The following is a 25,438-nucleotide window of genomic DNA, read 5'->3' as shown; positions in this document are numbered from 1 at the left end:
CGAGTTCGCCGACTGGTCCGGCGGGCAGGTGGAGGTTAGGATCGCCCCCAATCGCGGTCGCGATATCGCGCCGAAATTCGTGACGCTGCGCGACGTTTACGCGCGCTACGAGCTGGTGCTGATCCTGCAGGGCAAGAAAACGCTGACCGGCACGATCGGCGACGCGTGGCGCGACACGCTGGCCGGGACGCTGGCGGGAACACCTGACATCGTGCGTTCGGTGGTGGATCTGTTCAATCGCCATCCCGACATGGGCGTCGTCATGTGCCAGCATTTCGAAGGCGTGCGCGACTGCCTGCACTGGGACGGCAATTTCCGCTTCGGACAACCGCTCGCCAAGCGGATGGGGATCGCGCTGACCGACCAGCACGTGCTCGATTTCCCCTCGGGCTCGATGTTTTGGGCGCGGGGAGCAGCGTTGAAACCGTTGATCGACGCCGATCTGACTTTTGACGATTTCCCGCCGGAAAAGGGTCAGACGATCTGGACCAATCAGCACGCGATCGAGCGCCTGATCCTATTTGTCGCCGAACACGCCGGCTTTACCTGGACCAAGATCGCCGCCCCGGCATTTTTCTCCAATCCGGCGGAAATGGAGTCGGTCGACACGCCGGCCGACCTCGACCGGATCATCGCCAAGACGCACCTGCGATTGCTGTAGCCCAACATCGGGGGTGGAGCCGCCAAGCCTCGGCTCCGCCGGTCGACCGGATGCTGCTACGTCAATCGCCGAAGCGGTAACGCCACGAGCGCTTGATGCTGGGTAGTGCCTGCCGCACGATCGCGCCGAACCCCACGCCCTCGCCGTTCAGGCGGAAGCGGTAATTCTCCACCATCCGTTCCATGACATTCGCCGGGTAGCAGCCCGCGAAGAGATCAAGCGAGCCATCCTGCCCGAAGCGGTGATGGAGGTACGATCCGACGGGCGGCGCCAGCGCCTTCCAATATCCTAGTGCCGTGACGATGTTGTTCCACAGGTGCACACCCACGGCGCCCTGCGTGGTGCGCTCGCACCAGTCGCGTTCCGCCGGAACGAAGGCGCGCCAGAATTCCTCGTGCGGGATCGGGAAGAACATTCGCGGTGGCAGCGCCTGGCGCATGATCGCATCGCCGTCGAACACCGTGGTCATCAGCTTGGGGCCAGTTTCCGCCCAAACCAGATTGCGATCCATCTTGCCCTCGGTCGCGGCGACTAGCTGCGGCAGCCGGGGGTCACCGCGTTCCAGCCGCAGGATCGCCGGGCAGATCAGCGTGTCGCTTTCCTTCGCGACGATCGTGGCGGGCAGGTCGGTAGGGAAGGGCGCGACCAGCAGCAGATCGGTATCGATCCAGATGCTGTCGCTCTTCATCGACAAATTGTAGCGGAAGTAGTCGGAGAAATGACTGAGGTCGGCTTTGCCTTTGTAGAGGAAACGGCTCGCCGACGCCTCCGGCGCGATGTCGCGCGCATCGGCCGTGGCAACACCGTCGGGCACGCCGGCCAGCGGTTCGTAGCTGTACAAGGTGATGTGGTTGCCGTCATTCACGAAGGAACGCAGGCAGGCCTGTTCGAAGGGTGACAGCGTGCCGCGCCAGAAGCTGGCGAACTGCGGGCGTGTGGTCGGCATGATCGGTGTTCCTGATGCGCTGCGGGGCGAGACGCAGGCGGACGCGTGCGTGTGGTCGCGCCGCCTGCCAGGTTCCTGCTCCTATTTGGCCTTGTCGCCGTAGCCGTAACCCTCGCCGTAGCCATAGCCATAGCCATAGCCATAGCTGGCCTGACGGGAGTCAAACATCGACAGCACCGCACCCAGCAGGTGCGCGTGCGCGCTGCGAAGGCGACCAACCGCCAGCCGCGCAACGTTCTTGTGCGTGCTGTGCGCGGCGGTGACGATCAGCGTCCCCTCCACCTTGCTCGCGATCAGCGGCGCGTCTGCCAGCCCCATCACCGGGGGAAGGTCGAGCACCACGTGGTCGAATTCGGTTGCCAGCTGTTCGAGCAAAATGGTTAGGCGATTGCCTGCCAGCAGTTCGGGCGTGCTGGGCGGCTGCGGGCCTGCAGTCATGATCGAGAGCCGGTCGACCTCGGTTGTACGCACCAACGTGCCGAGGTTGTCATCGCCGGCCAGATAATTGCTGAGCCCGTTGCCGAGCGGCTGGTGCAACAGGTGATGGACCGAGGGTGAGCGCATGTCGGCGTCGAGCAGCAGCACGCGCCGGTTGATCCGCGCCAGTGATCGCGCCAGCGCGTAGCTAGTCGAGCTCTTGCCCTCGGCCGGACGCGCGCTCGTCACCGCCAAGCTGCGCGGCACACCATGCGACGTGGCAAAACCCAGGTTGGCGGCGATGGAGGCGTAAGCCTCGGTCAGCGCCGACTTGGAGTCCTGCAGCGCGTCGAGCGGTTCGATGTTGCTCAATCGCGGCGTCACGCCGATCAGCGGCATGCCGAGCAGCGGCTCCACGTCGATCGGATCGGTGATACCCTCGTCGATCTGCTCGAGCAGCAGTGCGATACCGCAGCCCGCAACCAGCCCGGCGAGCAGCGCCAATGCCAGGTTGAAGAACAAGCGCGGGCTCGAAGGAGCGCCGGGCACCTCTGCCTCGTCGACCACCGAGATGTTGTTGACGCCGACGCCGCCTGCGACGCCGATCTCCTTGTAGCGCTGGAGCAGCGCGTCGTAGAGCTGGCGGTTGGTGTCCACCTCGCGCTGCAGGATGTTGTACTGGATGCTGCGACGACGGAAATCGAGCACGCGCCCAGTCAGCTGCTTGACCTGTGCTGCCAGCGCATTCTCGCGCGTGACCGCAGCGTCGTAATTCTGGCGCAGCACGTCCGTGACGCGCCCGGTTTCACCGCGCAGCGCAGCATCGATTGACGCGATCTGGGCGCGCAGCGCCTTCGCCGGCGGATAATCGGGAGCGAATTGCTGAAGCATGCGCGCATAATCGGCGTTCAGTTCGGCACGACGCGCCCGCAACGTGTTGGTGGTGGAATTGTCGAGCGCTTCCTTCACGTTGCTGTTGCCCGCCAGCCGGCTCTCGGCTTGAACGCGGTCCGCGGTTGCGGTGGCCAGCTCGCGGTTCAGGTTGACCAGATCGTCCGCGACGAGCGACCGTTCGCCGGTGCTTTCGCCCTGCGTGCCGCTGTTGCCCGGAATGTTGACGATATTCTGATTGGCGGCATAGCCAACAAGCGCGCGTTCCGACTGGTCGATGCGAACGCGCAGTTGCTGAAGTCGGTCTTCGAGGAATTTGCGCGCGTAGGATGTCGCCGCGTAGCGACGCTCAAGCGTGGTTTGAACGAAGTTCTCCGACCAGCCATCGACAACGCGCTTGGACAGTTGCGGATCGGGGCTGGTGAAGCTCACCTCCACCAGGCGCGACAATCGTTCGGGCTCGATCTTGATGTTCTTGAGCAGCAGTCCGCCTGCCGTTTTCAAACGTTCCTCGCGGACCGCTGGCGTCTGAACCGCGCGGCCGTTCCGAAACCACTCGTCCGGGGCGGTGACGCCGAAGGTTTCGAAGAACGCCGGATCGTCGCCCAGCCGCAAGGTTCGCGCCACGCGCTCGGCGAGTGCGCGCGAGCGCAGCAGCCCGTACTGCGTTTCGTAGAATTCGGCATCAACGCTCGACTGGGTGCGCTCCTCGCCCTTAACCTCGGCGACGTTGCTGGTTTCGCGCTGGATCTCGATCGTCGCCGACGCCGTGTAAAGCGGTGTCATGAACAGGGTGATCAGCAGCCCGGCGAGCACGAAACCGACCGTCGTGCCCAGGATCAGCCATTTGCGCCGATTGGCGATCGACAGATAATCGGCGATCAGCGAGCGCTTGTTGGCGTTCGTATCGGCGAGCTCCACCTCGACCGGGAACGCTCCTCCCGCGGATGCGGGAGCGGGCCTGAAAGATAGATTGTTCATTGCTCCGCCAGCTTTCCGCAGGATCAGTTCAGGATCGCGATCAGCGGGCCGGCAATCAGCCCCGACGACGCAATGGCCAGGTTGAAGAGGCGACGCGCGCGAGATTCATCGACCTGCACGACGTCGTTCGCGAACACCTCGGGATCGGCGTAAATGCCCTGCTGGATCGCGCGCAGATCGTACAAGCCCACCGTGTCGCGGCCGTTCACGCGCCGGAACACCAGCACGAGGTCTTCGCGTGCGACGTCCGACACGCCCTGCGCGCGCGCGATCGCACGCAGCAGCGTCATGCGCCCGGTCACCGGGTAGAGTCCGGGCTGACGCACCTGACCCGATACCGTCAGAACCTGACTAACGACCTGGGTGACGTTGATCGTGACGCGCGGGTCGCGCACGTAATTGGCGCGCAGGCTCTGCGTCACCGCTTGGGCCAATTGGGTCGGTGTCTTCCCCGCGGCCGGGATCTCGCCTGCCAGCGGCAAGGAAATATTGCCGCTGCGATCGATCGTCACCGTGCGGCTGAATTCGGGCAAGCCGAACACGTCGACCGACAATTGATCAAACGGTCCGAGCACCTGCGGACGCGACGCCGACACAAGATCGGTGGCGAGCGGTTCGGGTAGGGCGCCCTGCTGCACGACAGTCAATCCGGGGCGGCCAACGAACCGGTCTTCGGCACACCCGCTGACGCCGATCAGCGCGATCAACGTAGCCGTGACAAGGGAGAACTTCATCGGGGAGGCGGGCTCCTGGGCACCGGGGACATATGTTCACCCTCTATGGCAGCTTCCCCATTGTGGCAATGTAGGCTGCGCCGATGATGAGACCGGCCATGCAAGGAAGTCACAGCCGGGATGTTCGGCCCGTGTTCGCCGCGGTGCCCGGGCGTTCGCACAACAGGCAGCAGCCGAGCGTGAACACCGCCGCCATCAACGGCGCGCGCAACGGATAATCGAACAAGCTGGCAAGCAGGATAAAGGCGACGATCACACCGCCCAGTCGCGCGAGATCGGTTTCGGCGACACCACGCACCCGCAACGCAGCGATCATCCGCACCGCCCACCACAGCAGGAACGCGACCAACAGCAGCAAACCCGCCAAACCCGCCATCATTGCTAGTTCGAACAGCTCATTATGCGCGTGATTGTAGAAGCTGCTCTTGAGGATCGCGTCGGGCTCATATTGACGGAAAACCGGATCAAAACTGCCGAAGCCGGTGCCGACGGGAAAATTGGCTTTGACGATAGCGAGAACGATCGGCGCGTACAGGAACCGTTGGTCGCTATCGAGCGCCGACAACGACAGGAACCGGTCGATCGAGGCGGCGCGACCGAACGCGTAGGTCAGCGCAACCAGCAGCAGCAGCACCGCCGGCAGGCCAAAGCGCAGCAATCGGCCGTGCCAGCGCGGTGCCGCGGTCTGGTCACGTTCGCGATCCGATCGGGCGGGAAACAGCGCAAAGGTGGTCGCCAGGCTCAGCAGCGTCACCATCATTCCCGCGCGTGATCCGGTCGCCAGGATCACCGGGAGAGTGAACACGCCCAGCGCAAGCGCGACCCATTGCCGACGCACGCGCCAAGCCTTGTTCTGGGTTGCCGACAGCGTCCACACGCGAAGCGCAGGAAATACGAGCGCCAGCAACACCGCGTGGTGGTTGCGATTGGACAGGAAACCGACCGGATATCCCTGGTAGGTGCGCTGATACCAGTAGAGCAGACTGCGCTTGCCGCCTGCGAACTGTGCCACGCCTAGGGCAGCGCTCAGGCCGCACAAGACGATCAACACCAGCACGATTGCGCGCCGCTGGACGGGCGTCAGCTTGATAAAGGCGGCCAGTACCGCGGCGGGCACGATCAGGGCGGCGAGACTGTTGAGCGTCAGGTCGGGCGTCAGCGAAATCGGCCGCCACGGTTGCGCGATGCCGGACAGCGCCGCGGCCGAAACGTAGGGTGCGCGTCCGGGCAGCGCGGTCCAGACCGATGGCGGCAGCGGGATCAATTGAGCCGCCATCATCAGCGCAAACACCGCGAACAGCAGCAAGGGTGCGCGATACGTGCGCCAATCGGCAACGGTCGGGGTCAGCAGCGCCGCGATGAAGCAGACGATCGCGATCGGCCGGACGTATAGCAGCGAATAAACGTCGGCGAACGATGATCCACCGCCCAGTGCGCAGGCGACGAGCAGCAGGAGCAGCAGGTAAAAGGGGGCGGTCTGCGCGAGCGGGCCCTGTAGCGCGGACGGGAGCCAGCCATGCGTGGCGGCCGAACGATGAGCGCGTGCGCGGTGACGACGGGGCGACGCCATGTCAGCGTCCTTCTTGCGGTTGGATGGTGATGTTGTCGATCCACGGCGTCAGGTCGGAAGGATCCAGCGAGGCGGTCGCCTGGAAGACGATGCGCTGTGCCGCGCAGCCGGCGGGTACCGTAAACCCGGTGCGCCACGCCCGGCCGTCGTTCGGCGCGGCGGGGAAGGGGGTGTTCACGATCTCGCGCCCGTCTTTCGCGCAGCGCACGACGAGGTGCGGAAAGGCGAGCGGATCACCTGACACCCCGCCCACCGTCGCTCCAACGACGTAGCGTCCAGGTGCCAACATGATCAACTGTACCGCCAGATCACCGCCGCGCCCGTTCGTTGCCGTCAGGAACAGCGCGCTGCCCCCCTGCGCACGCGGGCTCGGCTGGCGCACCGCGGCAAGATCGGGCTCGTCCTTCAAATTCCACTCGAACGGATCGAACCCGCTCGGTTGCTCGAACCCGCCGTTGCGCAGCAAAGGATTGGAGCCCACGGGTTGGCCGTGTGCACGGTTGAACAGCTCGGCGCTGCGGCGATAGTCGCCCAGATCGACCAAGCGCTTCTCGATACCCTGCAACAATCCGGTGTCGAGCCGTCCTGGTTGGTCGATGCCAAGCCGGCGCGCGAAGGCGTACAAGGCGTCGGGGTTGTTACCTTGCTGAACCGCCTGCACCATGAACGGGCGCCACCATTGCGGTCGCTCGGCGAGCATGCGGCTGAGCGGCACCCAGATCGCACGATCGTTCGCGGCCTGCGCCAGGATCGGGAAAAGCAGGTTGCGGCCGCTGACTGATGTTTTCAGGGCACGGTTGTAGTGGCGCAGCGCCGCATCCACGTCGCCGCGTGCAACGTTGGTTTCAATCAACCACAATTGCGTCGGCAGATCCCGCCGTGACATGGCCTCCGCATAGTGGACCAGCCCGGTTGCACGCCCTTCATCTCCGCGCGCGGCAGCGACCAAACCACGTAGGCGTGCCGCTATAGGATTAATCGGCTGCCGTCCGATCGAGCGATCTGCGAGCGCGGCAATGCGGGCAGCATTTGCCTTAATATCACCGCCTTGCAGCAACGTGTCGCCGAGACGAGCGTTGGCGTCTGCACTGCCCGGGTTCCACTGCGAGGCAAGTGCAGGCGCCCGGTTAGCGAACACCCGATCGATTGTCGCTGCCAGCACGCCCCAGCCGATCAGGAGCCCTAGGAGCAGGATCAATCCAGGCTTAACAAACGAACGCGGCTGCAACACCAACTCCTTGGAATGCCGCAGCAACAACGAATTTGAGCAATCAATTCGCTACGCGTTACCGCAATGGATCGCCGCTGTATTGAAAAGCGGCAAATACCGCAACGCGGGCAATCCCACTCAGCCTCATTGCCGTTCCCGCAACGCCGCAATAGAAGGCGCGCCCATGTCCGTCCAACTGATCAAACCCCGCCGTTTTGGCGATGCCCGCGGCTGGTTCACCGAGGTGTATTCCGAGCCGGCGTTCGCCAAGCTCGGCATCACGTGCACCTTCGTGCAGGACAACCATTCTCTATCGGTCCCCGCCTACACGCTGCGCGGGCTGCACTTCCAGGCGCCTCCGCGCGGTCAGGACAAGCTCGTGCGCTGCATTCGCGGGCGGATCTGGGATGTCGCGGTTGACGTGCGCAAGGGCTCACCGACCTATGGCCAATGGGTCGGTGCCGAGTTGTCGGCCGAGAACGGGCATCAGCTGTTCATTCCCGTAGGTTTTGCGCACGGTTTCGTCACGCTCGAGCCGGACTGCGAGGTGACCTACAAATGTTCCGACACCTACGCGCCCGAGGCCGATGGCGGCATCCGCTGGGACAGTGCCGGGATCGGCTGGCCGATGCCGGCGGGCATGACGCCCGAACTCAGCGACAAGGACAAGGTGCAGCCCGCGCTCGCCGACTTCGACAGCCCGTTCCCCTATGACGGCAACCCGCTCCAGCCCCTCGCCTGAAGGATAGTATCGATGCGTATCTTCGTCACCGGCGGGGCCGGCTTCATCGGCTCGGCGCTCGTCCGTCACCTGATTGAGAATACCGAGCATGAAGTGCTCAACTTCGACAAGCTGACCTATGCCGGCACGCTGTCGACCGTGGAGCGTGTCGCGGACTCAAACCGCTACCGCTTCGTACAGGGTGACATCTGCGACGCCGATGCGGTGCGCAGCGCGATCACCGAGTTCAAGCCCGACGTGATCACGCACCTGGCGGCCGAGAGCCACGTCGATCGCTCGATCGACGGACCCGGCGCGTTCGTTCAGACCAACGTGGTCGGCACCTACACGATGCTCGCCGAGGCGCGCGCTTATTGGCTTGGGCTCGACGAGGACGCCCGCGCGGCTTTCCGTTTCCACCACATCTCGACCGACGAGGTTTATGGGACATTAGGCGAGACGGGTCTGTTCACCGAGGACACGCCTTATGATCCGCGCTCGCCCTATTCGGCGTCGAAGGCAGGGTCGGACCATTTGGTAAGCGCCTGGGGTCATACCTTCGGGCTGCCGGTGCTGATCACCAATTGCTCGAACAATTACGGGCCGTATCACTTCCCTGAGAAGCTGATCCCGCTGATGATCGCCAAGGCGTTGGATGTCGAGCCGCTGCCGATTTACGGCAAGGGCGACCAGGTGCGCGACTGGCTGTTCGTCGAGGACCACGTCCGCGCATTGCAGGCAGTGTTCGAGCGCGGTGAGGTCGGGCGCACCTACAATGTCGGCGGGCACAACGAGCGGCAGAACATCGAGGTCGTGCGCACGCTCTGCTCGATCCTTGACGAGCTGCGCCCGCGCGCCGACGGCCGTCCCTATGCCGAGCAGATGAGCGAGGTTGCCGACCGCCCCGGCCACGACAAGCGTTACGCGATCGACGCATCCCGCATCGGCGACGAGCTCGGCTGGTACCCGCAGGAGACGTTCGAGAGCGGCATCCGCAAGACGGTGGAATGGTATCTCGCCAACGAGGATTGGTGGCGCCCGCTAGTCGCGGCCAAGGCGTCCGAGCGCCGCGGGGTCGCGGCATAATGTCTGTCGACACGTCGACGAGCCGACAAGGCGACACGGCGACAGGTGCCATCCTCGTCACCGGCGCGAACGGCCAGCTCGGCACCGAGCTCCAGCGGCTCACCTGGCCCGCGGGCGTGCAGGTGGTGGCGATCGACGTCGCCGACCTCGACCTGACCGACACCGCTGCGGTCGAGGCGCGCGTCGCGGCCGGGCACGACGGGCAACCGTTCGCGGCCGTGATCAACGGTGCTGCCTATACCGCGGTCGACAAGGCCGAGAACGACCTCGTTACCGCCTGGGCCGTCAACGCGATGGCACCCGCGGCGTTCGGCAAGGCGTGTGCGGACGCCAACATCCCGCTCGTCCAGGTGTCGACCGACTATGTCTTCGCCGGCGACAAGGCAGGCGCGTGGCAGGTTGACGACGCGGTCGCGCCGCTCGGCGTCTATGGCGCGTCGAAGCTGGGCGGCGAGCTCGCGGTCCGTACCTCGGGCGCGCGCCACGCGATCGTGCGCACCGCCTGGGTCGTCTCGGCGCACGGCAACAATTTCGTGAAGACGATGCTGCGCGTCGCCGCGACCAACCCGACGTTGCGCGTCGTCGACGACCAGCGCGGCTCGCCCACCAGCGCGGCCGACCTCGCGCAGGCGCTCCAGACGATCACGCTCCGGCTGATCGCGGACCCGGACGCGCCGACCGGAACGTTCCACTTCTCCAACGCGGGCGAAGTGACCTGGGCGGGCTTCGCGCGCGAGATCTTCCGCCAGTCCGCGGCGCGCGGCGGTGCCTCGGCCGAAGTCGCCGGCATCACCACCGCCGAATACCCCACCCCGGCCAAGCGCCCGGCCAACTCGCTGCTCAGCCACCAGGCGATTCAGGAGGCCTACGGTATCGCACCCCGCCCCTGGCAGGACGCGCTCGGCGACATTCTGAACGACCTGATCGGAGACGTGAAGTGAAGGGCATCATTCTCGCGGGCGGCTCGGGCACGCGGCTCCACCCGGCGACGCTGGCGGTCAACAAGCAGCTCTTGCCCGTCTACGACAAGCCGATGATCTATTACCCGCTGTCGGTGCTGATGCTCGCCGGCATCCGCGACGTGCTGATCATCTCGTCGCCTGAGTATCTCGACAATTACCGCCGGCTGTTCGAGGACGGCTCCGCCTTCGGCATCTCGATCGCCTACGCCGAACAACCGAGCCCCGATGGGCTGGCGCAGGCGTTCACGATCGGCGCGGACTTCATCGGCGACGACGACGTCGCGCTGGTGCTCGGTGACAACATCTTCTTCGGCGCGCACCTGACCGACCTGCTGAAAAATGCGGTCGCGCGGAAAGGCTGCGCGACGGTGTTCTCTTACCAGGTCGAGGATCCCGAGCGCTACGGCGTGGTCGAGTTCGGCGAAGGCGGCCGCGCAGTCAGCCTGGAGGAGAAACCCGCCCAGCCGAAGTCGAACCACGCGGTGACCGGCCTCTACTTCTACGACAACCGCGTCGTCGAGTTCGCGCGCAACCTGAAGCCGAGCGCGCGCGGCGAGCTCGAGATCACCGACCTGAACCGCATCTACCTAGAGGCGGGCGATCTATTCGTCGAGCAGATGGGGCGCGGTTATGCCTGGCTCGACACCGGCACGCATGACAGCCTGCTTGAAGCCGGCGAGTTCGTCCGCACGCTCCAGCACCGCCAGGGCGTTCAGATCGCCTGTCTCGAGGAGATCGCGTTCGAAATGGGCTTTATCTCCGCCGACCAAGCGCGTGCCGCAGGTGAGCGGTTCAAGAAAACCGCCTACGGACGCGCCATCCTGCGCGCAGTGGAGCAGGGCTGAAGCCACCATCGATCGTTGGCGGTCGATTGAGTGCAACGCCGAGACGTAGTCATCGAGATGGTTAGGCACTATTCTTGGACGGCATGTCATGTCTCCCCTGCGCAGAAATTTGATCGCCAGCGAGCGACGGTTTAGGATCAGTCAGCTAGCGGCATGCCCTTTCAGAAGCCGCCGTTCGCTCGGCACGCTCGAAGGCGCTACAAGTTCCCATTGTAAATAATCTCTATAGAGATTTAACGATCTAGCTATAAACTAGCGGCAGGAGATGGATCATGTCGCTAAAGGGCGCATCACATAACATTATATATGCAGCGATGATGCTGCCCGGCTTGACCTTGGTTGCAATTGCCCTGCTGCTCTCGATGATGTTTTTACGAAGCTACGAGCGCAAGCTGTATCAATAAGCTGACTTGCGTATCGTGTACGCGGTAGGAGGGCTGAGTGGGGGCTCAGCGTTCTTCAATGCCCACAGATGGCGTCCTTCCGCCTTTGCTATCTCCCACTGCATCGTCGTTGTTGAGAGCGCTAAGTAGTCATCTGAAGGTCACATATGCCTGCACCCTCTTAGCTGATGACTGAGGCCGATCGTGCAAGCGCTGCGTGAGCGAAGCCTTGATGCGCCTTGCCAAGCCTCGAAAGCCTCGCCACACGACTGGCAAGGCCCGCTCTTATTGGCCTTTTGGGTGCCAGTGCGGCAGACATCTACGCGGCCAATCCCGTCCCAAGCCAATTATAGATCTTGCATACGAGCTTGACGCGCTCTCACAAGCGTTGCAGATCATATCTAACCGGCCAAGCGGGTTTAGCGCTTGGGTGGTGAAAGCGTCGTATCGATGCGGGTGTAGCTCAATGGTAGAGCAGAAGCTTCCCAAGCTTACGACGAGGGTTCGATTCCCTTCACCCGCTCCAGGTTTCTACACTATCCTCAACGTTCACTGCTAAGGTTAGGACTCGTTGATCACAGCCAGAAGATGACGGTGGTAGCGAGAGCAACGGCGGAAAAGAAGGTCGTGGGGCAGCGATCGTAGCGTGTGGCGATGCGGCGCCAGTCCTTGAGGCGGCCGAACATGATCTCGATGCGGCTGCGGCGCCGATAGCGCCGCTTATCGTATCTGACCGGCTTGTTGCGCGACCGGCGGCCTGAGATGCAGGGCTGGATGCTCTTGGCCTGGAGGGCGTCCCTGAACCAGTCGGCGTCGTAGCCGCGATCGCCGAGCAGCCACTGCGCTTGCGGCAGGTCGTCCATCAGCGCCGCCGCGCCGGTGTAGTCGCTGACCTAGCCTGCGGTCCTGAAGAAGCTCAAGGGGCGGCCGTTTTGCGTCAGCCATGCGTGGAGCTTGGTATTCATGCCGCCTTTGGTGCGCCCGATCAGGCGGCCGAGATCCCCTTTTTTTCCGCAGGCTCGAAGCCGTGCGGCGCGCCTTGAGATACGTCGCGTCGATCATGACCGTTTTCGGCTCGGCGCCGACCACAGCCAGACCCTCCATCATCCGCGTGACACGCCTGCCTCGCCCCAGCCCTTCCATCGATTGTAGAGCGTCTTGTGCGGAGCGTCTTGTGCGGACAGTAGGCGCTGGGTGCATTACGCCAGCGCAGCCCGTTGCGCTTGACGAACACGATGCCGCTCAGAACCCGCCGGTCATCGACCCGCGGCTTGCCGTGGCTCTTGGGAAAGAACGGCTGCAAGCGCTCCATTTGCTCGTCAGGCAGCCAAAAAGGGTCGCTCATCCCGGTTTCCTCGCGGAGCCTGAATCAGATCGCGACGCTCACATCAACGGGTCCTAACCCTAAACTTCGTTCACGACTAGCTCGTTACCGGCCGACGGTTGCGCGTGCTCAACATCGTCGACGACGTGACGCGCGAATGCCTCCGGGTGATAGTAGATACATCGATTTCCGGCCGGCGGGTCGTGCGTGAGTTAGCCGATCTGATCGCCAAGCGCGGCAATCCGAAGATGATCGTCAGCGACAACGGGACCGAACTGACCTCCAATGCGGTGCTCGCCTAGTCCGGCGACGCCAGCATCGAGTGGCATTACATCGCGCCGGGCAAACCAACCTAGAATGGTTTCGTAGAGAGCTTCAACGGTCGCATGCGCGACGAGCTTCTCAATGAGACGCTATTCTTCACCATCGGCCAAGCCCGCTCGATCCCAGCGCGCTGGGTCGACGACTACAACAACGAACCCCCGCACTCTACGCTCGGCGACGACGCCACCCCGGCGGCATTCGTCGCCTAATTTGAACAGCAACAGGGGGGTAACCCCGTCGGTTACTTCACCTGCGCTTATACGCGAGAAAATTGGTCAGTCTCTGGCTGCTGCTGGATGAAAGGCGGGGGTCACGTCAGAGTGCCTGCGGGCTATGATGAAATTCTTGATCATGGGCTGGCGCATCATGCTCGGATCGACAAATCCAATTTTCGCTAATGGCATTGCCTCACACCGGGCAAGCAGACGCAGAACGAATTTGTCGAACCTTTGAAGATTGGGTAGGCAGATAAACTGCCAATAAGAGGCTGTTCTTTACCATTGGCGAAGCCCACCCGAAAAAATGATGCGTGTGCGTGGGCAGTCACCTAGGGGCAGGCATCAACGGTCCAAGGAGCAGCAGGGGTAATGAAGGTCGTCGTTTTTGGCTTAGGATATGTCGGCTGCACCGCCGTAGCCTGCATCGCCAAGTGTGGGCACCATGTTGTCGGCATCGACCCAAGCGCCGATAAGGTGGAGACGATTGCAGCCGGTCGATCTCCAATTAATGAGCCAGGACTAGATAACCTACTCGCTGAGGCGCTGTCCCAACAACGTCTTGAAGCATCGCGAACAATCGGCGACCACTTGGACGATGCACAAATCGCCATTGTTTGCGTGGGCACACCCAGCGGTGCCGATGGCGCGCACAACATGAGCTACGTGGCTCAGGTAAGTCGTCAGATTGCGGAGGCGGTTCGACCAGACCGCATAGAACCGCTTACCGTCGCTTTTCGCTCTACGATGCGGCCAGGTTCCATCGACCAAATTATCGCGCCAATCATGCGTAGCCGATTAGGCGATGCGGCTGACCATGTTGTGAAATTAGTGTATAATCCAGAGTTCCTACGGGAAGCGACAGCGGTTGACGACTATTTCAACCCGCCAAAAATTGTGATTGGCACACGTTCCGGTGAGCCGTCGGCTGCTATGGAAGCGCTACACGAAGGCATTGACGCACCCATATTCCACGTTGGCATCCGGGAAGCTGAGTTCACCAAGTTTGTCGATAATACCTGGCACGCAGTTAAGGTCGCCTTTGCCAACGAGATCGGGCGTGTGTGTCAGCAATTGAGCATCTCCGCAGGTGAGGTGCATAGAATCTTCGTTTCGGACACTAAACTTAACATTTCACCTTACTATACCCGACCGGGTGGTGCATTTGGCGGGTCATGCCTGCCTAAGGACGTGCGTGCTCTGCAGCATATTGCGGGCGATACGGGCGCCAATACTCACCTGATTGACTCATTGATCCGCTCTAATGAGGCACACAAGCATTACCAGTTTAGCCGGATCGTCCGGGACCTTCCGCCGCGCGCGCGCGTGCTGGTGGTCGGACTGGCGTTTAAGGCGAACACAGACGATTTGCGTGAGAGCCCAGCGGTAGACTTAGCGCGCAGGCTGTTAGACGCCGGGCATCAAGTTCGCGTGTACGATCCTGCGCTCCGGCCGGAAAGACTAGTTGGGCAGAACCTAGGCTATGCCTACGCCCACTTACCTACTATTGACACGTTGCTAGTCGATCGACCTACAGCGGAAGCCGGAGGCTGGGACGTTGTGGTAGCTACCAACCAGCTGGTGCGCGCATTGGCGCTCGGCGATGTCCAGATCGTTGACGTGAGTTCCATTCCATGAGCGCGTCTGGCAACCTTGCGGCTTTGGCTCAGGAGTTTCCAACCTATATCAAGGGGCAGCCGCTAGCGGGTAAACGCGTCCTGATCATTGTTGAAAATCTGCCGCTGCCGTTCGACCGGCGTGTATGGCAAGAGGCGCGCACGCTCAAGGCGGCGGGCGCCACTGTCTCCGTGATTTGCCCGACCGGCAAAGGTTATGAGAAGCATTACGAGTGCCTGGACGGGGTACACATTCACCGCCATCCCCTACCGGTCGATGCAAAAGGGGCGTTAGGCTACCTGCTCGAATATGGTGCGGCGCTATTCTGGCAGACATGGCTGGCATGGCGCATCTACTTTAAACGCGGGTTCGACGTGATTCAGGGGTGTAATCCGCCTGACCTTATTTTCTTGGTGGCGCTGCCATTCCGCCTCTTGGGCGTGCCGTTCGTATTCGACCACCACGACATAAACCCTGAACTATACGAGGCCAAGTTCGGTCGCCGCGGTGTGTTCTGGCGGCTCATAGTGCTGGTGGAAAAGCTGACTTTTCGGACGGCCTCTGTGTCTATAGCCACCAACAACAGCTACCGCCAAATCGCAATTGAGCGCGGCGGTATGGCGCCCGACCGCGTGTTCGTGGTCCGCTCCGGACCCGACCTCAGTCGACTCAAGAAGGTCGCGCCCGTAGACGCGTGGCGCAATGGCCGCCGTTACTTGGTCGGCTATGTGGGAGTGATGGGCGATCAGGAAGGCATCGACCTACTAATCGATGCGGTGCAGCACATTGTCTACAACTTGAGGCGCCACGACGTCCAGTTTTGCTTAGTCGGTGGCGGCCCGAGCCTCGTGTCGTTCCGTGCATTAGCGCAGGACAAGGGCCTGCTCGATTATATTACCTTTATCGGTCGCGCCCCGGACAAAGAGCTGTTTGAAGTATTGTCTACTATGGATATCGGCGTAAACCCGGATAGGGTCAATCCAATGAATGACAAATCTACGATGAATAAGATTATGGAATATATGGCGCTAAGCAAGCCCATTGTTCAGTTTGACGTTCTCGAAGGTCGGTTTTCCGCGCAAAATTCTTCTCTTTACGCTGCGAAGAACGACCCAATCGACATGGCAGGGAAAATAATTGAGTTGCTAGAAGATCCCGTCCGGCGTGAGCAGATGGGGCTGCTAGGACGTTGTCGTGTCGAGTCTGAACTAAGCTGGAATTATCAAATAACGCCTCTTTTGTTAGCCTATCAGCGTGCACTTTCTCTCGACATTAGTCACAGATGAACGACAGGGCCAATATGTCGGAATGCCATCCTGATTTTGTCCAGAAACTCAGTGGTCCGGGGAGGGGTCGGGGCTTGCTTTGCCTGTGAGGGAGGGGGATGAGAAAGGCATGCCCCTTATTAGTAGGCGTGCCGTCGTGAAGACCGCAACGGCAACGGCCCTAAGTGGCATTTTCCTGGTGCCTGCTTACCCGTCCTTCGCAGAAGGACCTATATCAGTTCCTTCCGGAACCAATCGTATTCGAGTGCCCGATCGGCTTGGGGCGCAATATATTGCTGATACGACAGTAAACGAAGCATTTGTAAAAAGTAATCCTGCTTGGTCCTTCCTTACCGTTGATGAGAACGGTCGGCATCGCGGCTTTCGTCTTGACGAGCGCTGTCCTGATGCCCGGATGTTCGGGATTGCGGCAAACGGATTTGATGACGACACTGACGGTATGTGCGCCATGGCCGCTTACATGGCAGCTCAGTTCATTCGGGAGGCTACCTTACCACCCGGTCGAATTGGGCTGAGACGCAGTGTTAGCTTCGTCTATGGAGCGCAACTAAACGGGGGCCAAGGAAAAACTGATCCATCTCGCGGCGGCACAATCATCGTGGGTCTTGCCGGTGCGACGTTCACGGCTAACGTCGCCATAGGCCTTAATACTGTCGACATGCAGAACCGCGTCACTGATGGCTTTTTGAACGGTGGAGGGCTGAGCAACATCCGCTTCGATGGATCAGCGGTGCCCGGAATGATCGGCTGCATGTTCTTCGGGCACATGACGAACTTCGAGCGGATCAGCGGCACTGCGATGCGGCAGATCGTCGTACGTCCACGGCGGCCGCTTCTTGGGCCACGCCGCTCTAAGAGCGTGGTAGATGATGCCTACTCAGACGCTTGCCGCTTCGTGCAATGCAGCTTTTCGGCGCCTCAGGACGCTAATACCTACCAGTACGATATCGGCGGCAGCGGCGACGGGCTGATCTTCGAACAATGCGATTTCCCGCCCGGCGAGGCGGCTGCGGTTATTTTGCGTCGCACCCCCGAGAACGGGGACAGCAGTTACAATGTATCGGTGCGGAACTGCATAAATGGACTCTGGCGCATTGAGGGCTACAGTGTCAATTTCGACAATTGGCATGCAGAGGGTGCGCGGCTACTTGTCGGTCTCGGCGCCACCGTCTCGGTGAACGAAGCCAATATCGCGCAGTCCACAACCCATTTAGGACCGTCCATCGTTGTGGACGACGCCAGTAGCGATGCCGGAACCTTTGTCTCTCTTTCACGGGTGACATGGCGCTGGTCTGGCCCCATGGGCCCTAACTGCTCCCTGTTTCCAGAGATACAGGTTGGTCGCAACACGACCCTGGTGCTCTCCGATTGCCGCCGACAAGTCAACGGTGTCAGAGCGCCGGTAGCATACACGGGCATCCGTGTTGTCCAAGCCGACGGTCAGACGGGGATACCGGGCTTCGCTGCTCATGCGGCTGAAGCATCCCGTCAGGGACGGATAGACCCTGGCTATCAACTATCCTCCAGCTACGTAGTGCCCGGGTGGGATGGTCGAACCAATAGTAAAGGCGGGGTGACTCTGCACGATGTTGGCGCGGCCCTGTGGACGGGCGCGACCGGAACCTATCGCTATCGAGCCATCCGCCTGCTTGATCCAATTAACCTGATCGCCGCGGGGCCCGGGATGGAAGTGTCTGCCTTCGTACCGGCTGACCGTCGCAGCGTTGTCGCCCTTATCCTCTATTCGGACGTGAGGTGGCCGGGCAACGGGCCATGGCGTATTTACCGCGGTTCACCTGCGATTGGTTCAGATCTGTACGACGCTTATTCCGACGTAGCGGTGATTGGCGCTGCCATACCAACGCTGACGGACGACGGTGCGCGGATCGCGGGTGTGGCGTGGCGCGCGCGGAAGCCAACAAAGATTGATCCAACCATCGATCCGGCTCGCGACACGCCCCTAATGATCGCAGATAATGCTACAGCGTCCACCGCAACAGTCACGATTGATGTCGTTGCGGATAGCTCAGACGTAGAGGTCCATCGCGCGAGCAGAACAATGGTGTGGTTCAACGAGGCCCTTGCGGCTGATTGCACCGTTACGCTGCCTTCCAAGGCTCTCCAAGGTGATGAGGTAGAGATCATTCGCACGCCCGGTGCAACCGGCGCTTTCGCGGTAATCTGCCGCGACACCCGCCTAGCCGCGCCGGCGGGTTTGTCCGCGCGTCTGCGATTTCTTTGGGTTCATGACTGGAGGCTGGTCGACCAAACAGGCGGTGCCGCTGTCCACCCGGACATTGCATCACCCCTGAATAAATCTGTGATCGACGTTGAGGCTCGCTCCTCTGTCACGGCCATCCTCGCAATCCTGCGCGCCCATGGACTGGTGTCAGGCTAGATCACCGCCTCGTCGGTTGTCTAACGGGCAAGCCAAGTCCTGGCGCTCCCAGCCACATTTGGTGGCAGGATAGACACCAGCATAAGCAATTCAGACCTGCTGAACAGGCGTAGGGCCACGATGAGGCCCGACATGAGGGCAGCCGCTAGTAGCGACAATATTACCGAATAGCCGAAGCTTTGGTGGACCATGGTGCCGCAGAGCAGGGCAGAGGCCGCACCCGCACTGAACAGGAGCAGTACGCTTCGCCAGTTGGTAAACGGGCGAACCGCTGAATCCTCCAGTGATCTACCGATTAGGATACACTTCAGACAGTTGTCGATGACGGGCAGTAGTAGCAACGCGACAATTCCAATCCGGTTTGCCTGCGTCACGATACAGAAAGCGATCACAGACACGAAGGCGCCTCGAAACATTGCACCATACCTTTCTGCCAACACCGCTGCTACCTCACCACTACGGTACATAGTCGCAGTAGGAATTGGAAGCACGACGAGAGCGAGAAAAATTGCATACCCGACGAACTGAGGACGACCTATAGCAGTGAATAATAGTTGGCCCATAGGAGCCAGTCCTGCCGAAATCACTAATGCGAGTGCTAGGTCGATTTTCCAAGGAAGAGTCAATCGGGCGTTCACCTCGCTCGTCGTCAGCTCGTGACCTTCCCGCATTATCTGCGCCTCTACGTAGGGCATCAGCATAAAACCGGGAGTATACCGCTGGACGCTCGCCCCCAAACTTTGGACGAACGCGAGTGTCGCAAGCGCCGTTGGCTGAAGAACGGAGGCCGCGAACAGTCGTAAAGTAGACGGAGCTGTCGCGACCCATGCGAGCCCTCCCACATAAGCCGCGAATGCCAAGTGCAGCAGTTCTCGTGTGTTCGCCGTGCTTGGGTTATCCGGTAATGCCCGACGTCGTAGCTCGCGCATAGTAGTAAGGAATAAAACCGCCGAGGCGACGAACTGGGTTGATCCAATGATCAAGATCAGCGCCATGGCTGTTACCCGACCAGTCACTGCATATAGGGTGACCACGCCGATGCAGCGGCCCGCGACATCGGAAAGGGCCACGGTCCTGGAAAGCCGCTGCTGCCGTAACGTCTGCGAAGCCGCCTCAACGTCCACGTAGATTGACATGGTCAGGGCCGCATATATGAACGGCACCGCATACCTGCTGCTAATAGGAAGGCTGGTGTCGATGCCTCGCAGGTACGCGTAGAATAGGAGCGCGGATACGGTGCAGATCGCAACCACACGCAGCAAGAGCACCGTCAGGAATAATTGCCCGGATCTTGCGGGCCCCCACCTCTCGAGAGCGCCGATTATCTTCGGAATAAGACGCTGACTTCCCAATCCAGCGACGGTATTGGCCACCGATCCTCCGGCCAATAGAACCGAGAAAGTTGCATATTCAACCGTTGGGGCCAGTCGCACGGCGAGGACCTGAAATAGTAAGGCAAGTAGAAGTGCGCCGACCCTGCCGGTCAAATATATGCCCATCTTGAAAACCTAACGTCAGAGCGAGTGATGGCCGAACACGGACCGCCTAGGATATTGATCGTCGCTCGCGACAGGTTTCCGACGTTCCGCGTGGATATTGTGGAACTATTCTCCCATTTTATCGCGCGCAAGATGCAGATCACTTGGCTGATGCGGGCGGCGGAGCCTGGGCCGGCATCGCAGCGCGTATCCGAAACTTCTGAGTCAGAGACGGTCTGGGTATACGGGCGTTCCCGCAATTCGGTAGTGGCGGCGTTTCAAATTTTCTGGGCTCACCTGCACGCCTTGAGCCAAGTCGTGATGGGTAAGTACGACATCGTCCAGTGCCGTGACGTTCTCGTTGTGGCGCCCTTGTACGGGATCACCGCTCGTCTCTGCCGCGTCAAGTTCACGTACTGGATGTCGTACCCGATGAGCGAGGGGTACATATCTAGGGGCCAAGACCATCTGTATCAGAAGAAGTACGTAACCGGACTGTTTAGGATATTATTCGGGTATTTAGCCCGGGCACTTACCCTCTTCGTAACCTTGAAATTAGCTCACGCCGTTTTTGCGCAGAGCGATCTCATGAAACTTCTTTTGACGCAGCAGGGATTAAAGGCCGATCGTATTATAGCAATTCCAATGGGTATAAACTCGGAAAAGTTTTCTTTACCTTTAAAACTTAATTCTCAGCTTTATGCATCTCGTCCAGTTATATTGTATGTGGGAGCGCTTGATTTACCTCGACGTATGGAAATCCCATCCGAGGGGGTTGCTATGTATTTGCTTGAAAAGCCCGCCGGCATATTTGTTATTATAGGCGGCTCCACCAAGCGCGAGAGAGAAATCTTACTTAAACCGGCTCATAGATTAGGTGTGGCGGACCGCTACGTCTTCCTAGACCACATGCCTATGACAGAACTGTTTGGGTACGTCGCTGCGGCCGACGTCTGCCTGGCTCCTTGTCCGGCGGATACGACGCTTCTTGCCGTTGCTACGCCAACCAAGTTGATCGAATATATGTATTTAGGGGCGCAAGTCGTTGCGAACCGGCATCCGGATCAAGAGTATGTCATTCGAACAGCAGGAGCGGGCGTCCTGACCGATTTTAACGCTGCAAGCTTTCACCAAGGCATCGCCTCCGCCATCGAGCGAGGGGACCCGCTATCCGTTCGTCGCGAGGCAGCCGAATGGGTGCGCCGTGAGCGATCTTACGAGGTTCTCGCGAATAAGGTGATGCAGGTGTATGATCAAATTTTGGCGGCCAGCGTGTAATGGCGATCGAGAAAAATGCGCCGGAATTCAGAAGCCGGCAAAAGCCTCATGCATTGCAGTTCATTAGAAGTTATGTGGCGCTACTAGCAACGTTCGGTTTGTTCATCACGTTCGGCGCCTACAGGAATGTGATTGTTGGATACGACTATGCAACCGACGAGGCCTCCGGAAGTATAATCACACAGGCTATAGTCTTATCCGGATCGTTTCTCGTCGGATTTGCGCTACTCGCAACAAATTTGGTAAACGCGGCAACCATCTTTAGGCGCGCTGCGCCTTTGTACGTCCTACCGCTCTTTGTGCTCGCGTCGGCGCTCTGGTCGACCGATCCATCCACCACCCTAGCGAGAGGTGTAATTTTAGTTGCGGTGTACGTGAGCTCCCTGGGCGTGGTGAGTTACTTCGGACGCAAGGCTACCTACTCCATTTTCACGTGGGTCGGCGGTGGTATTGTCGTCCTGTCAATCTTCACCGCTCTCGTTTTCCCTTCAATAGGTGTGCATCAGACCAGCGACGCCGTGCAATCTGTCCACGCGGGAGAGTGGCGCGGGGTTTTAGGACATCGAACCGGCTTGGGGCAATTCAGCGCCATTTTCATCGTCTTTTTGGTGGCGCTCCGAAGGCAGATCTCGGGCGTCTGGCTCTTACCACTTCTTTGTTCTGCGCTGACCTGCCTCTATATGGCACAATCCACCGGCGCCTTCCTGACTTGCGGCCTCGGACTAGCCGCGTTTTTCCTGCTTGGTGGAGCGGCGCGGCTCGGTGCCTTGTTATTCAAAACCACGAGCACCGCCCTGCTGGCGCTTGTCTGGTCGGTTGCGGCTTTGACGACATCGACTAACATCTCACTCCTCAACCTGATCGGCAAGACGTCCGACCTAACGGGCCGAACTGCGTTATGGCAGCTAGTGCGACAATCCTTAGAGAATAACTGGGTGTTTGGACTGGGCTATAAATCGGGCTTTCAGTCTATCTCAGAGACTGCAGTCTTTAACAAAGCTTATTCGGTCACGCCCAACTCCCAAAGCGCCTACTTGGACATGTACGTCGCTTTTGGAATGGTGGGCTTAGTCTTCATACTCTTGTCTTGGTGGTGGATCAGCCTCCTCGAAGGAGGAAGGCTTTTTTTAGCAGGGCGCTTTGATATGCGGTTAGATCAAACCGATGCGAACATGCGGGTGTTCTGTGTTGTTCTAGTGCTCATACTAGCGCAAATATCGATTGCTGAGTCTTTCTATATGGAAAGTAACAACCCGATAACGGGCCTCATGAGCTTACTGTTGCCTGCCGGTGTTCTTCCGACTACTGCTTGGGCTGACCAAAAGGCACTTGGTCAGCGTGCCTCCCCGGTTATTTCCCGCCGAGTACAAGAGGGCTAACCATTGCAGACCATCATGCAGATGACTCGGTTGTCTCAACAGCTCACTCGTGCGCCGGTACAACCGTTGTCGCGTGCGATTGATGTTGCGGTGCGTTTGCTTTTCGGTGCCTCCATCTTGGGACGAGCAAGAGTTGCTCGTAATGTGTTCTCTCATCATAGCGGGTTTGGGGTAATTGAGGTGGGGTGTGAGATCGGCGTGCATGTTGTATTCGGCGGTCGCGTTCCAGAGTCAGGCGCACCATACCCAGAGACCGGCGTTATTGTTCACGCCGGCGCACGGTTGATCGGTCCAATCCGCATCGGCCGCGGTGTTGTCGTAGAGGACGTCCCGGCTCATGCGCTAGTTGCCGGTGTGCCCGGGGTGATCAAGCGCCGGAATCTGGAGACGGCGAACTATCGTTCCGCCGCGAATACCTCGGTTTGCCTCTGATGCTGATCCAGCGATGGCGCCAGGGCAGCCGGCGGCTTTTTCCATTATACGAGCACTACCGAACGCAGCTTCGGAAAGCGGACGTGATGGCGCGAGATGAGCGCATTCGTTACCGCGACGTGCACCTCAAACGGCTTCGCTCCCTTGCTGAGTTGGCTGGGATCGACTTTGACGCGACGACTACCAAGACTGACGTACGTGAAAAACCCGAAAGATATCATAGGCGTAGCTGGTGGCCGTCGACTTCGGCGGCAACCGGAGGAACCACCGGTGCGCCGCTGGTTGTGCACCGCACCCTAGCCAGCGTGGTCTACGAGCAAGCTACGATCGACCACGTGGTAGCGTTACATGGGGTCGATCTGCGCAACGCCCGCCAAGCAGTATTTCGCGCCGACAGCTTTAAGGCTCCGGACGATCGGACAGCCCCGTTTTGGTACGATGCAAGCGACCGGAAGCGACTGTTCTCCAGTATGCACCTCAACGCCGCGTCAGCGCCAGCAATCCTGGCAGCGCTCGCGGATTTCAGGCCAGACATTCTCTACTGCTATCCCTCGGCGTTGGAACTCCTGATTGCGCACGTGCGCGACCGACAGGTTGAGATCCGTCCCCACCTCGTGCTGACCTCTTCAGAGTACATGCCCGCTGCCCTGTTCGATGCGGTGCGGACCACATTCGACTGTCCTCTGCTTGACTACTACGGTCAGGCCGAGCGCGTGTGCTTCGCGTCAGCGGATGCGGCAGGCGCGTATCACTTTCGCCACGACTACGGCATGGTTGAGCTGGACCGAGGCGGTACGCAGGGGATTGTCGTCGGCACGAACTTCCACAACACTGCCCAGCTACTGCCACATTACGACACGGGAGATGTTATTGTTGGCGTCGAGCAGGAGGCTGGAGGATTGCTGGAGGATGTGGCGCTCGGTCTTGCGCCGTTTAAAGGTATTGCCGGCCGTGCCGGCGAGCGGATGGTGCTTCCTGACGGGCGTCAGATCATTGGCTTCAATCATATGCCGCGTCTCGTTCCAGGGGCGGACTTTGTGCAATTCCTTCGCACGGGTCCGCACGCTCTCGACGTCCATGTAGTACGCGGTGCGAGCTTCTCCGACGCGACGCTCGCTGCGATTGAGCGCAACGTCCGCTTGAAAGTGCCTACAGAAGTGACCACGCGCTACATATTCGGCGACGCGCCGCTCCGCACCCCTCGCGGCAAATCACCCATCTATATCGATACAACCAGTCAGTGATCCGCGTGCTCGTTGCGACACCGCTCGGACGGGGCGGCAATGGCGGCATCGACCGACTAATGGATCTTGTGCGCGACGAACTCGCCTGCTGTCCGCCAGAAGGCATGGAGGTGCGCTTCGAACAAACGCGTGGGTCGGGTTCCATCGTGCTTTCTCCTTTTGTCCTCACACGTTTCCTCGCAGTCATGGCGCTCTGGCGGCCGCACGTGGTACATATCAACGTTGCTAGCCACGGCAGCACCTCCCGCAAGCTTTGCATCGCGGCTGCTGCACACGCGCTTGGAATTACTACCGTAATCCACCTCCACGGTGCGCTGTTCCGGGACTTTTGGGGCCAGGCCTCGCCTAGGCTTTCGCGCGCGATTGCATGGATGTTCGCGCGCGCGGGGCGTGTGGTGGTACTAGGCCGCGTCTGGCGGGACTTCGTACTAGGTCGGGTACCCGGTGCTAAGATTGTGGTCTTTCCTAATGCGACGAGGCGGCCTGTGCTCCCACCTAGACTAACTGATGACGAGACGCGCCTGCTGTTCCTTGGCCGCCTAGGCGAGCGCAAGGGGTCGCGCGATCTGGTTGACGCGCTGGCTAGGCTAGATTCTACACTTGGCTGGCGCATGATAATGGCCGGCGATGGAGAGGTCGCTGAAACACGTGCGCGAGTTGCGGCCGCCGGCCTATCTAACAAGGTGGAAGTGCCAGGCTGGGTGGGGGCCGAGTACGTTGCCAAGCTGATTGCCGAGGCGGACGTGCTTATTCTGCCCTCCTACAACGAGAATTTGCCCATGTCGGTGATCGAGGGCATGGCCGCAGGCTTAGCGGTAATTGCTACCCCAGTGGGCGCGGTCGAAGACATTGTCGCCGACGGCGAGACTGGGCTGCTCGTTGCGCCAGGTGACGTGCCTGCGCTCGCCGAAGCGATCCGACGCCTCCTCCACGATCCGGATCTGCGCGCGCAACTTGGTTCTGCGGCGGCCGCTCTGCATCGCGAGCAGCTCGACATCACGCCCTATGTCCGTCGTCTCGTGGTGCTTTGGCGCGATGCAGCCGCAGCTTGAGGTA

At 60.5% G+C, this 25,438-nt stretch carries 19 protein-coding genes, 1 tRNA gene and 2 pseudogenes; 15 read left to right on the top strand and 7 right to left on the bottom strand.

The genetic code is table 11. The annotated features are described in order from the left end of the window. The coding region (locus tag KZ810_RS16570) for a rhamnan synthesis F family protein (RefSeq protein ID WP_219770232.1) at window positions 1–661 on the top strand (661 nt) is incomplete at its 5' end. A 61-nt stretch (window positions 662–722) separates the two neighbouring features. On the opposite strand, the gene KZ810_RS16565 is transcribed toward KZ810_RS16570, so the two are convergent. From KZ810_RS16565 to KZ810_RS16545, 5 genes are all read right to left on the bottom strand, one after another. Beyond that, the gene (locus tag KZ810_RS16565; protein ID WP_219770231.1) at window positions 723–1,607 is read right to left on the bottom strand and encodes a hypothetical protein; all 885 of its coding nucleotides are present in this window, start codon (window positions 1,605–1,607) and stop codon (window positions 723–725) included. Window positions 1,608–1,688: 81 nt separating this feature from the next. Then, a complete protein-coding gene (locus KZ810_RS16560) occupies window positions 1,689–3,896 on the bottom strand; it encodes a GumC family protein (RefSeq protein ID WP_219770230.1) in 2,208 nt (735 codons plus the stop codon). 23 nt (window positions 3,897–3,919) lie between these two features. Next, window positions 3,920–4,630 carry a polysaccharide biosynthesis/export family protein gene (locus tag KZ810_RS16555; protein WP_258045053.1) on the bottom strand — a complete coding sequence of 237 codons (711 nt, stop codon included), beginning with the start codon at window positions 4,628–4,630 and terminating at the stop codon, window positions 3,920–3,922. A 109-nt stretch (window positions 4,631–4,739) separates the two neighbouring features. Beyond that, window positions 4,740–6,200, bottom strand: a complete 1,461-nt coding sequence (locus tag KZ810_RS16550; protein ID WP_219770229.1) for an O-antigen ligase family protein — start codon at window positions 6,198–6,200, stop codon at window positions 4,740–4,742. A 1-nt stretch (window position 6,201) separates the two neighbouring features. Continuing rightward, window positions 6,202–7,455, bottom strand: coding sequence for a tetratricopeptide repeat protein (locus tag KZ810_RS16545; protein WP_219770228.1), 1,254 nt, complete (start codon window positions 7,453–7,455; stop codon window positions 6,202–6,204). Between KZ810_RS16545 and rfbC the strand changes: the two genes are divergently transcribed. The 5 genes from rfbC to KZ810_RS16520 all read left to right on the top strand — a co-directional run bounded on the left by rfbC (window position 7,439) and on the right by KZ810_RS16520 (window position 11,933). After that, window positions 7,439–8,152, top strand: coding sequence for a dTDP-4-dehydrorhamnose 3,5-epimerase (gene rfbC / locus KZ810_RS16540; protein ID WP_308461585.1), 714 nt, complete (start codon window positions 7,439–7,441; stop codon window positions 8,150–8,152). The two genes, KZ810_RS16545 and rfbC, sit on opposite strands and share 17 nt — an antisense overlap. Window positions 8,153–8,164: 12 nt before the next feature. Next, window positions 8,165–9,217, top strand: coding sequence for a dTDP-glucose 4,6-dehydratase (rfbB, locus tag KZ810_RS16535; RefSeq protein ID WP_219770227.1), 1,053 nt, complete (start codon window positions 8,165–8,167; stop codon window positions 9,215–9,217). Further along, complete coding sequence (gene rfbD, locus KZ810_RS16530; RefSeq protein ID WP_258045052.1) at window positions 9,217–10,158, top strand: dTDP-4-dehydrorhamnose reductase; 942 nt, start codon at window positions 9,217–9,219, stop codon at window positions 10,156–10,158. The genes rfbB and rfbD overlap by 1 nt, the downstream gene beginning before the upstream one ends. Then, window positions 10,155–11,024: a glucose-1-phosphate thymidylyltransferase RfbA gene (rfbA, locus tag KZ810_RS16525; protein WP_219770225.1), complete on the top strand. Its 870-nt coding sequence runs from the start codon at window positions 10,155–10,157 to the stop codon at window positions 11,022–11,024. The genes rfbD and rfbA overlap by 4 nt, the downstream gene beginning before the upstream one ends. An 835-nt stretch (window positions 11,025–11,859) precedes the next feature. Next, window positions 11,860–11,933 (top strand) — tRNA-Gly (locus KZ810_RS16520). Between the two features lie 49 nt (window positions 11,934–11,982). On the opposite strand, the pseudogene KZ810_RS16515 reads toward KZ810_RS16520, so the two are convergent. Continuing rightward, window positions 11,983–12,752: pseudogene (locus tag KZ810_RS16515) on the bottom strand (IS5 family transposase). Window positions 12,753–12,808: 56 nt separating this feature from the next. Here KZ810_RS16515 and KZ810_RS16510 point away from each other — a divergent pair. The 4 genes and pseudogenes from KZ810_RS16510 to KZ810_RS16495 all read left to right on the top strand — a co-directional run. After that, window positions 12,809–13,264: pseudogene (locus KZ810_RS16510) on the top strand (integrase core domain-containing protein); the annotation flags it as partial. Between the two features lie 378 nt (window positions 13,265–13,642). Continuing rightward, complete coding sequence (locus tag KZ810_RS16505; protein ID WP_219770224.1) at window positions 13,643–14,908, top strand: nucleotide sugar dehydrogenase; 1,266 nt, start codon at window positions 13,643–13,645, stop codon at window positions 14,906–14,908. After that, window positions 14,905–16,173, top strand: a complete 1,269-nt coding sequence (locus KZ810_RS16500) for a glycosyltransferase family 4 protein (protein WP_219770223.1) — start codon at window positions 14,905–14,907, stop codon at window positions 16,171–16,173. Before KZ810_RS16505 ends, KZ810_RS16500 begins: the two co-directional genes overlap by 4 nt. Window positions 16,174–16,309: 136 nt before the next feature. Then, window positions 16,310–18,571, top strand: coding sequence for a hypothetical protein (locus KZ810_RS16495; protein WP_219770222.1), 2,262 nt, complete (start codon window positions 16,310–16,312; stop codon window positions 18,569–18,571). 20 nt (window positions 18,572–18,591) lie between these two features. On the opposite strand, the gene KZ810_RS16490 is transcribed toward KZ810_RS16495, so the two are convergent. Continuing rightward, window positions 18,592–19,944, bottom strand: a complete 1,353-nt coding sequence (locus tag KZ810_RS16490; protein WP_219770221.1) for a hypothetical protein — start codon at window positions 19,942–19,944, stop codon at window positions 18,592–18,594. Between the two features lie 153 nt (window positions 19,945–20,097). On the opposite strand from KZ810_RS16490, the gene KZ810_RS16485 reads away from it, so the two are divergent. The 5 genes from KZ810_RS16485 to KZ810_RS16465 are packed head-to-tail and all read left to right on the top strand — an operon-like array spanning window position 20,098 to window position 25,434. Next, window positions 20,098–21,327: a glycosyltransferase gene (locus KZ810_RS16485; protein ID WP_219770220.1), complete on the top strand. Its 1,230-nt coding sequence runs from the start codon at window positions 20,098–20,100 to the stop codon at window positions 21,325–21,327. Beyond that, on the top strand, window positions 21,327–22,706 hold the full coding sequence (locus KZ810_RS16480; RefSeq protein WP_219770219.1) for an O-antigen ligase family protein: 1,380 nt from the start codon (window positions 21,327–21,329) through the stop codon (window positions 22,704–22,706). The genes KZ810_RS16485 and KZ810_RS16480 overlap by 1 nt, the downstream gene beginning before the upstream one ends. 3 nt (window positions 22,707–22,709) lie before the next feature. Then, window positions 22,710–23,138 carry a hypothetical protein gene (locus KZ810_RS16475; protein WP_219770218.1) on the top strand — a complete coding sequence of 143 codons (429 nt, stop codon included), beginning with the start codon at window positions 22,710–22,712 and terminating at the stop codon, window positions 23,136–23,138. Further along, a complete protein-coding gene (locus KZ810_RS16470) occupies window positions 23,138–24,382 on the top strand; it encodes a phenylacetate--CoA ligase family protein (protein ID WP_219770217.1) in 1,245 nt (414 codons plus the stop codon). The genes KZ810_RS16475 and KZ810_RS16470 overlap by 1 nt, the downstream gene beginning before the upstream one ends. Continuing rightward, window positions 24,379–25,434, top strand: a complete 1,056-nt coding sequence (locus KZ810_RS16465) for a glycosyltransferase family 4 protein (protein ID WP_219770216.1) — start codon at window positions 24,379–24,381, stop codon at window positions 25,432–25,434. The genes KZ810_RS16470 and KZ810_RS16465 overlap by 4 nt, the downstream gene beginning before the upstream one ends. The last annotated feature ends 4 nt before the right edge of the window (window positions 25,435–25,438 follow it).

Source organism: Sphingomonas citricola (genome assembly GCF_019429535.1).
Classification (GTDB): Bacteria; Pseudomonadota; Alphaproteobacteria; order Sphingomonadales; family Sphingomonadaceae; genus Sphingomonas; species Sphingomonas citricola.
The sequence above is the reverse complement of the archived record's forward strand: the minus strand, read 5'-3'. Positions and strand labels throughout refer to the sequence as shown.

Coding starts and splice junctions, on each gene's coding strand:
- KZ810_RS16500 (WP_219770223.1), top strand. CDS start 14,905: ATGAGCGCGTCTGGCAACCTTGCGGCTTTGGCTCAGGAGTTTCCAACC.
- KZ810_RS16485 (WP_219770220.1), top strand. CDS start 20,098: ATGGCCGAACACGGACCGCCTAGGATATTGATCGTCGCTCGCGACAGG.
- rfbD (WP_258045052.1), top strand. CDS start 9,217: ATGTCTGTCGACACGTCGACGAGCCGACAAGGCGACACGGCGACAGGT.
- rfbB (WP_219770227.1), top strand. CDS start 8,165: ATGCGTATCTTCGTCACCGGCGGGGCCGGCTTCATCGGCTCGGCGCTC.
- KZ810_RS16480 (WP_219770219.1), top strand. CDS start 21,327: ATGGCGATCGAGAAAAATGCGCCGGAATTCAGAAGCCGGCAAAAGCCT.
- KZ810_RS16550 (WP_219770229.1), bottom strand. CDS start 6,200: ATGGCGTCGCCCCGTCGTCACCGCGCACGCGCTCATCGTTCGGCCGCC.
- KZ810_RS16470 (WP_219770217.1), top strand. CDS start 23,138: ATGCTGATCCAGCGATGGCGCCAGGGCAGCCGGCGGCTTTTTCCATTA.
- KZ810_RS16565 (WP_219770231.1), bottom strand. CDS start 1,607: ATGCCGACCACACGCCCGCAGTTCGCCAGCTTCTGGCGCGGCACGCTG.
- KZ810_RS16560 (WP_219770230.1), bottom strand. CDS start 3,896: ATGAACAATCTATCTTTCAGGCCCGCTCCCGCATCCGCGGGAGGAGCG.
- KZ810_RS16555 (WP_258045053.1), bottom strand. CDS start 4,630: ATGAAGTTCTCCCTTGTCACGGCTACGTTGATCGCGCTGATCGGCGTC.
- KZ810_RS16505 (WP_219770224.1), top strand. CDS start 13,643: ATGAAGGTCGTCGTTTTTGGCTTAGGATATGTCGGCTGCACCGCCGTA.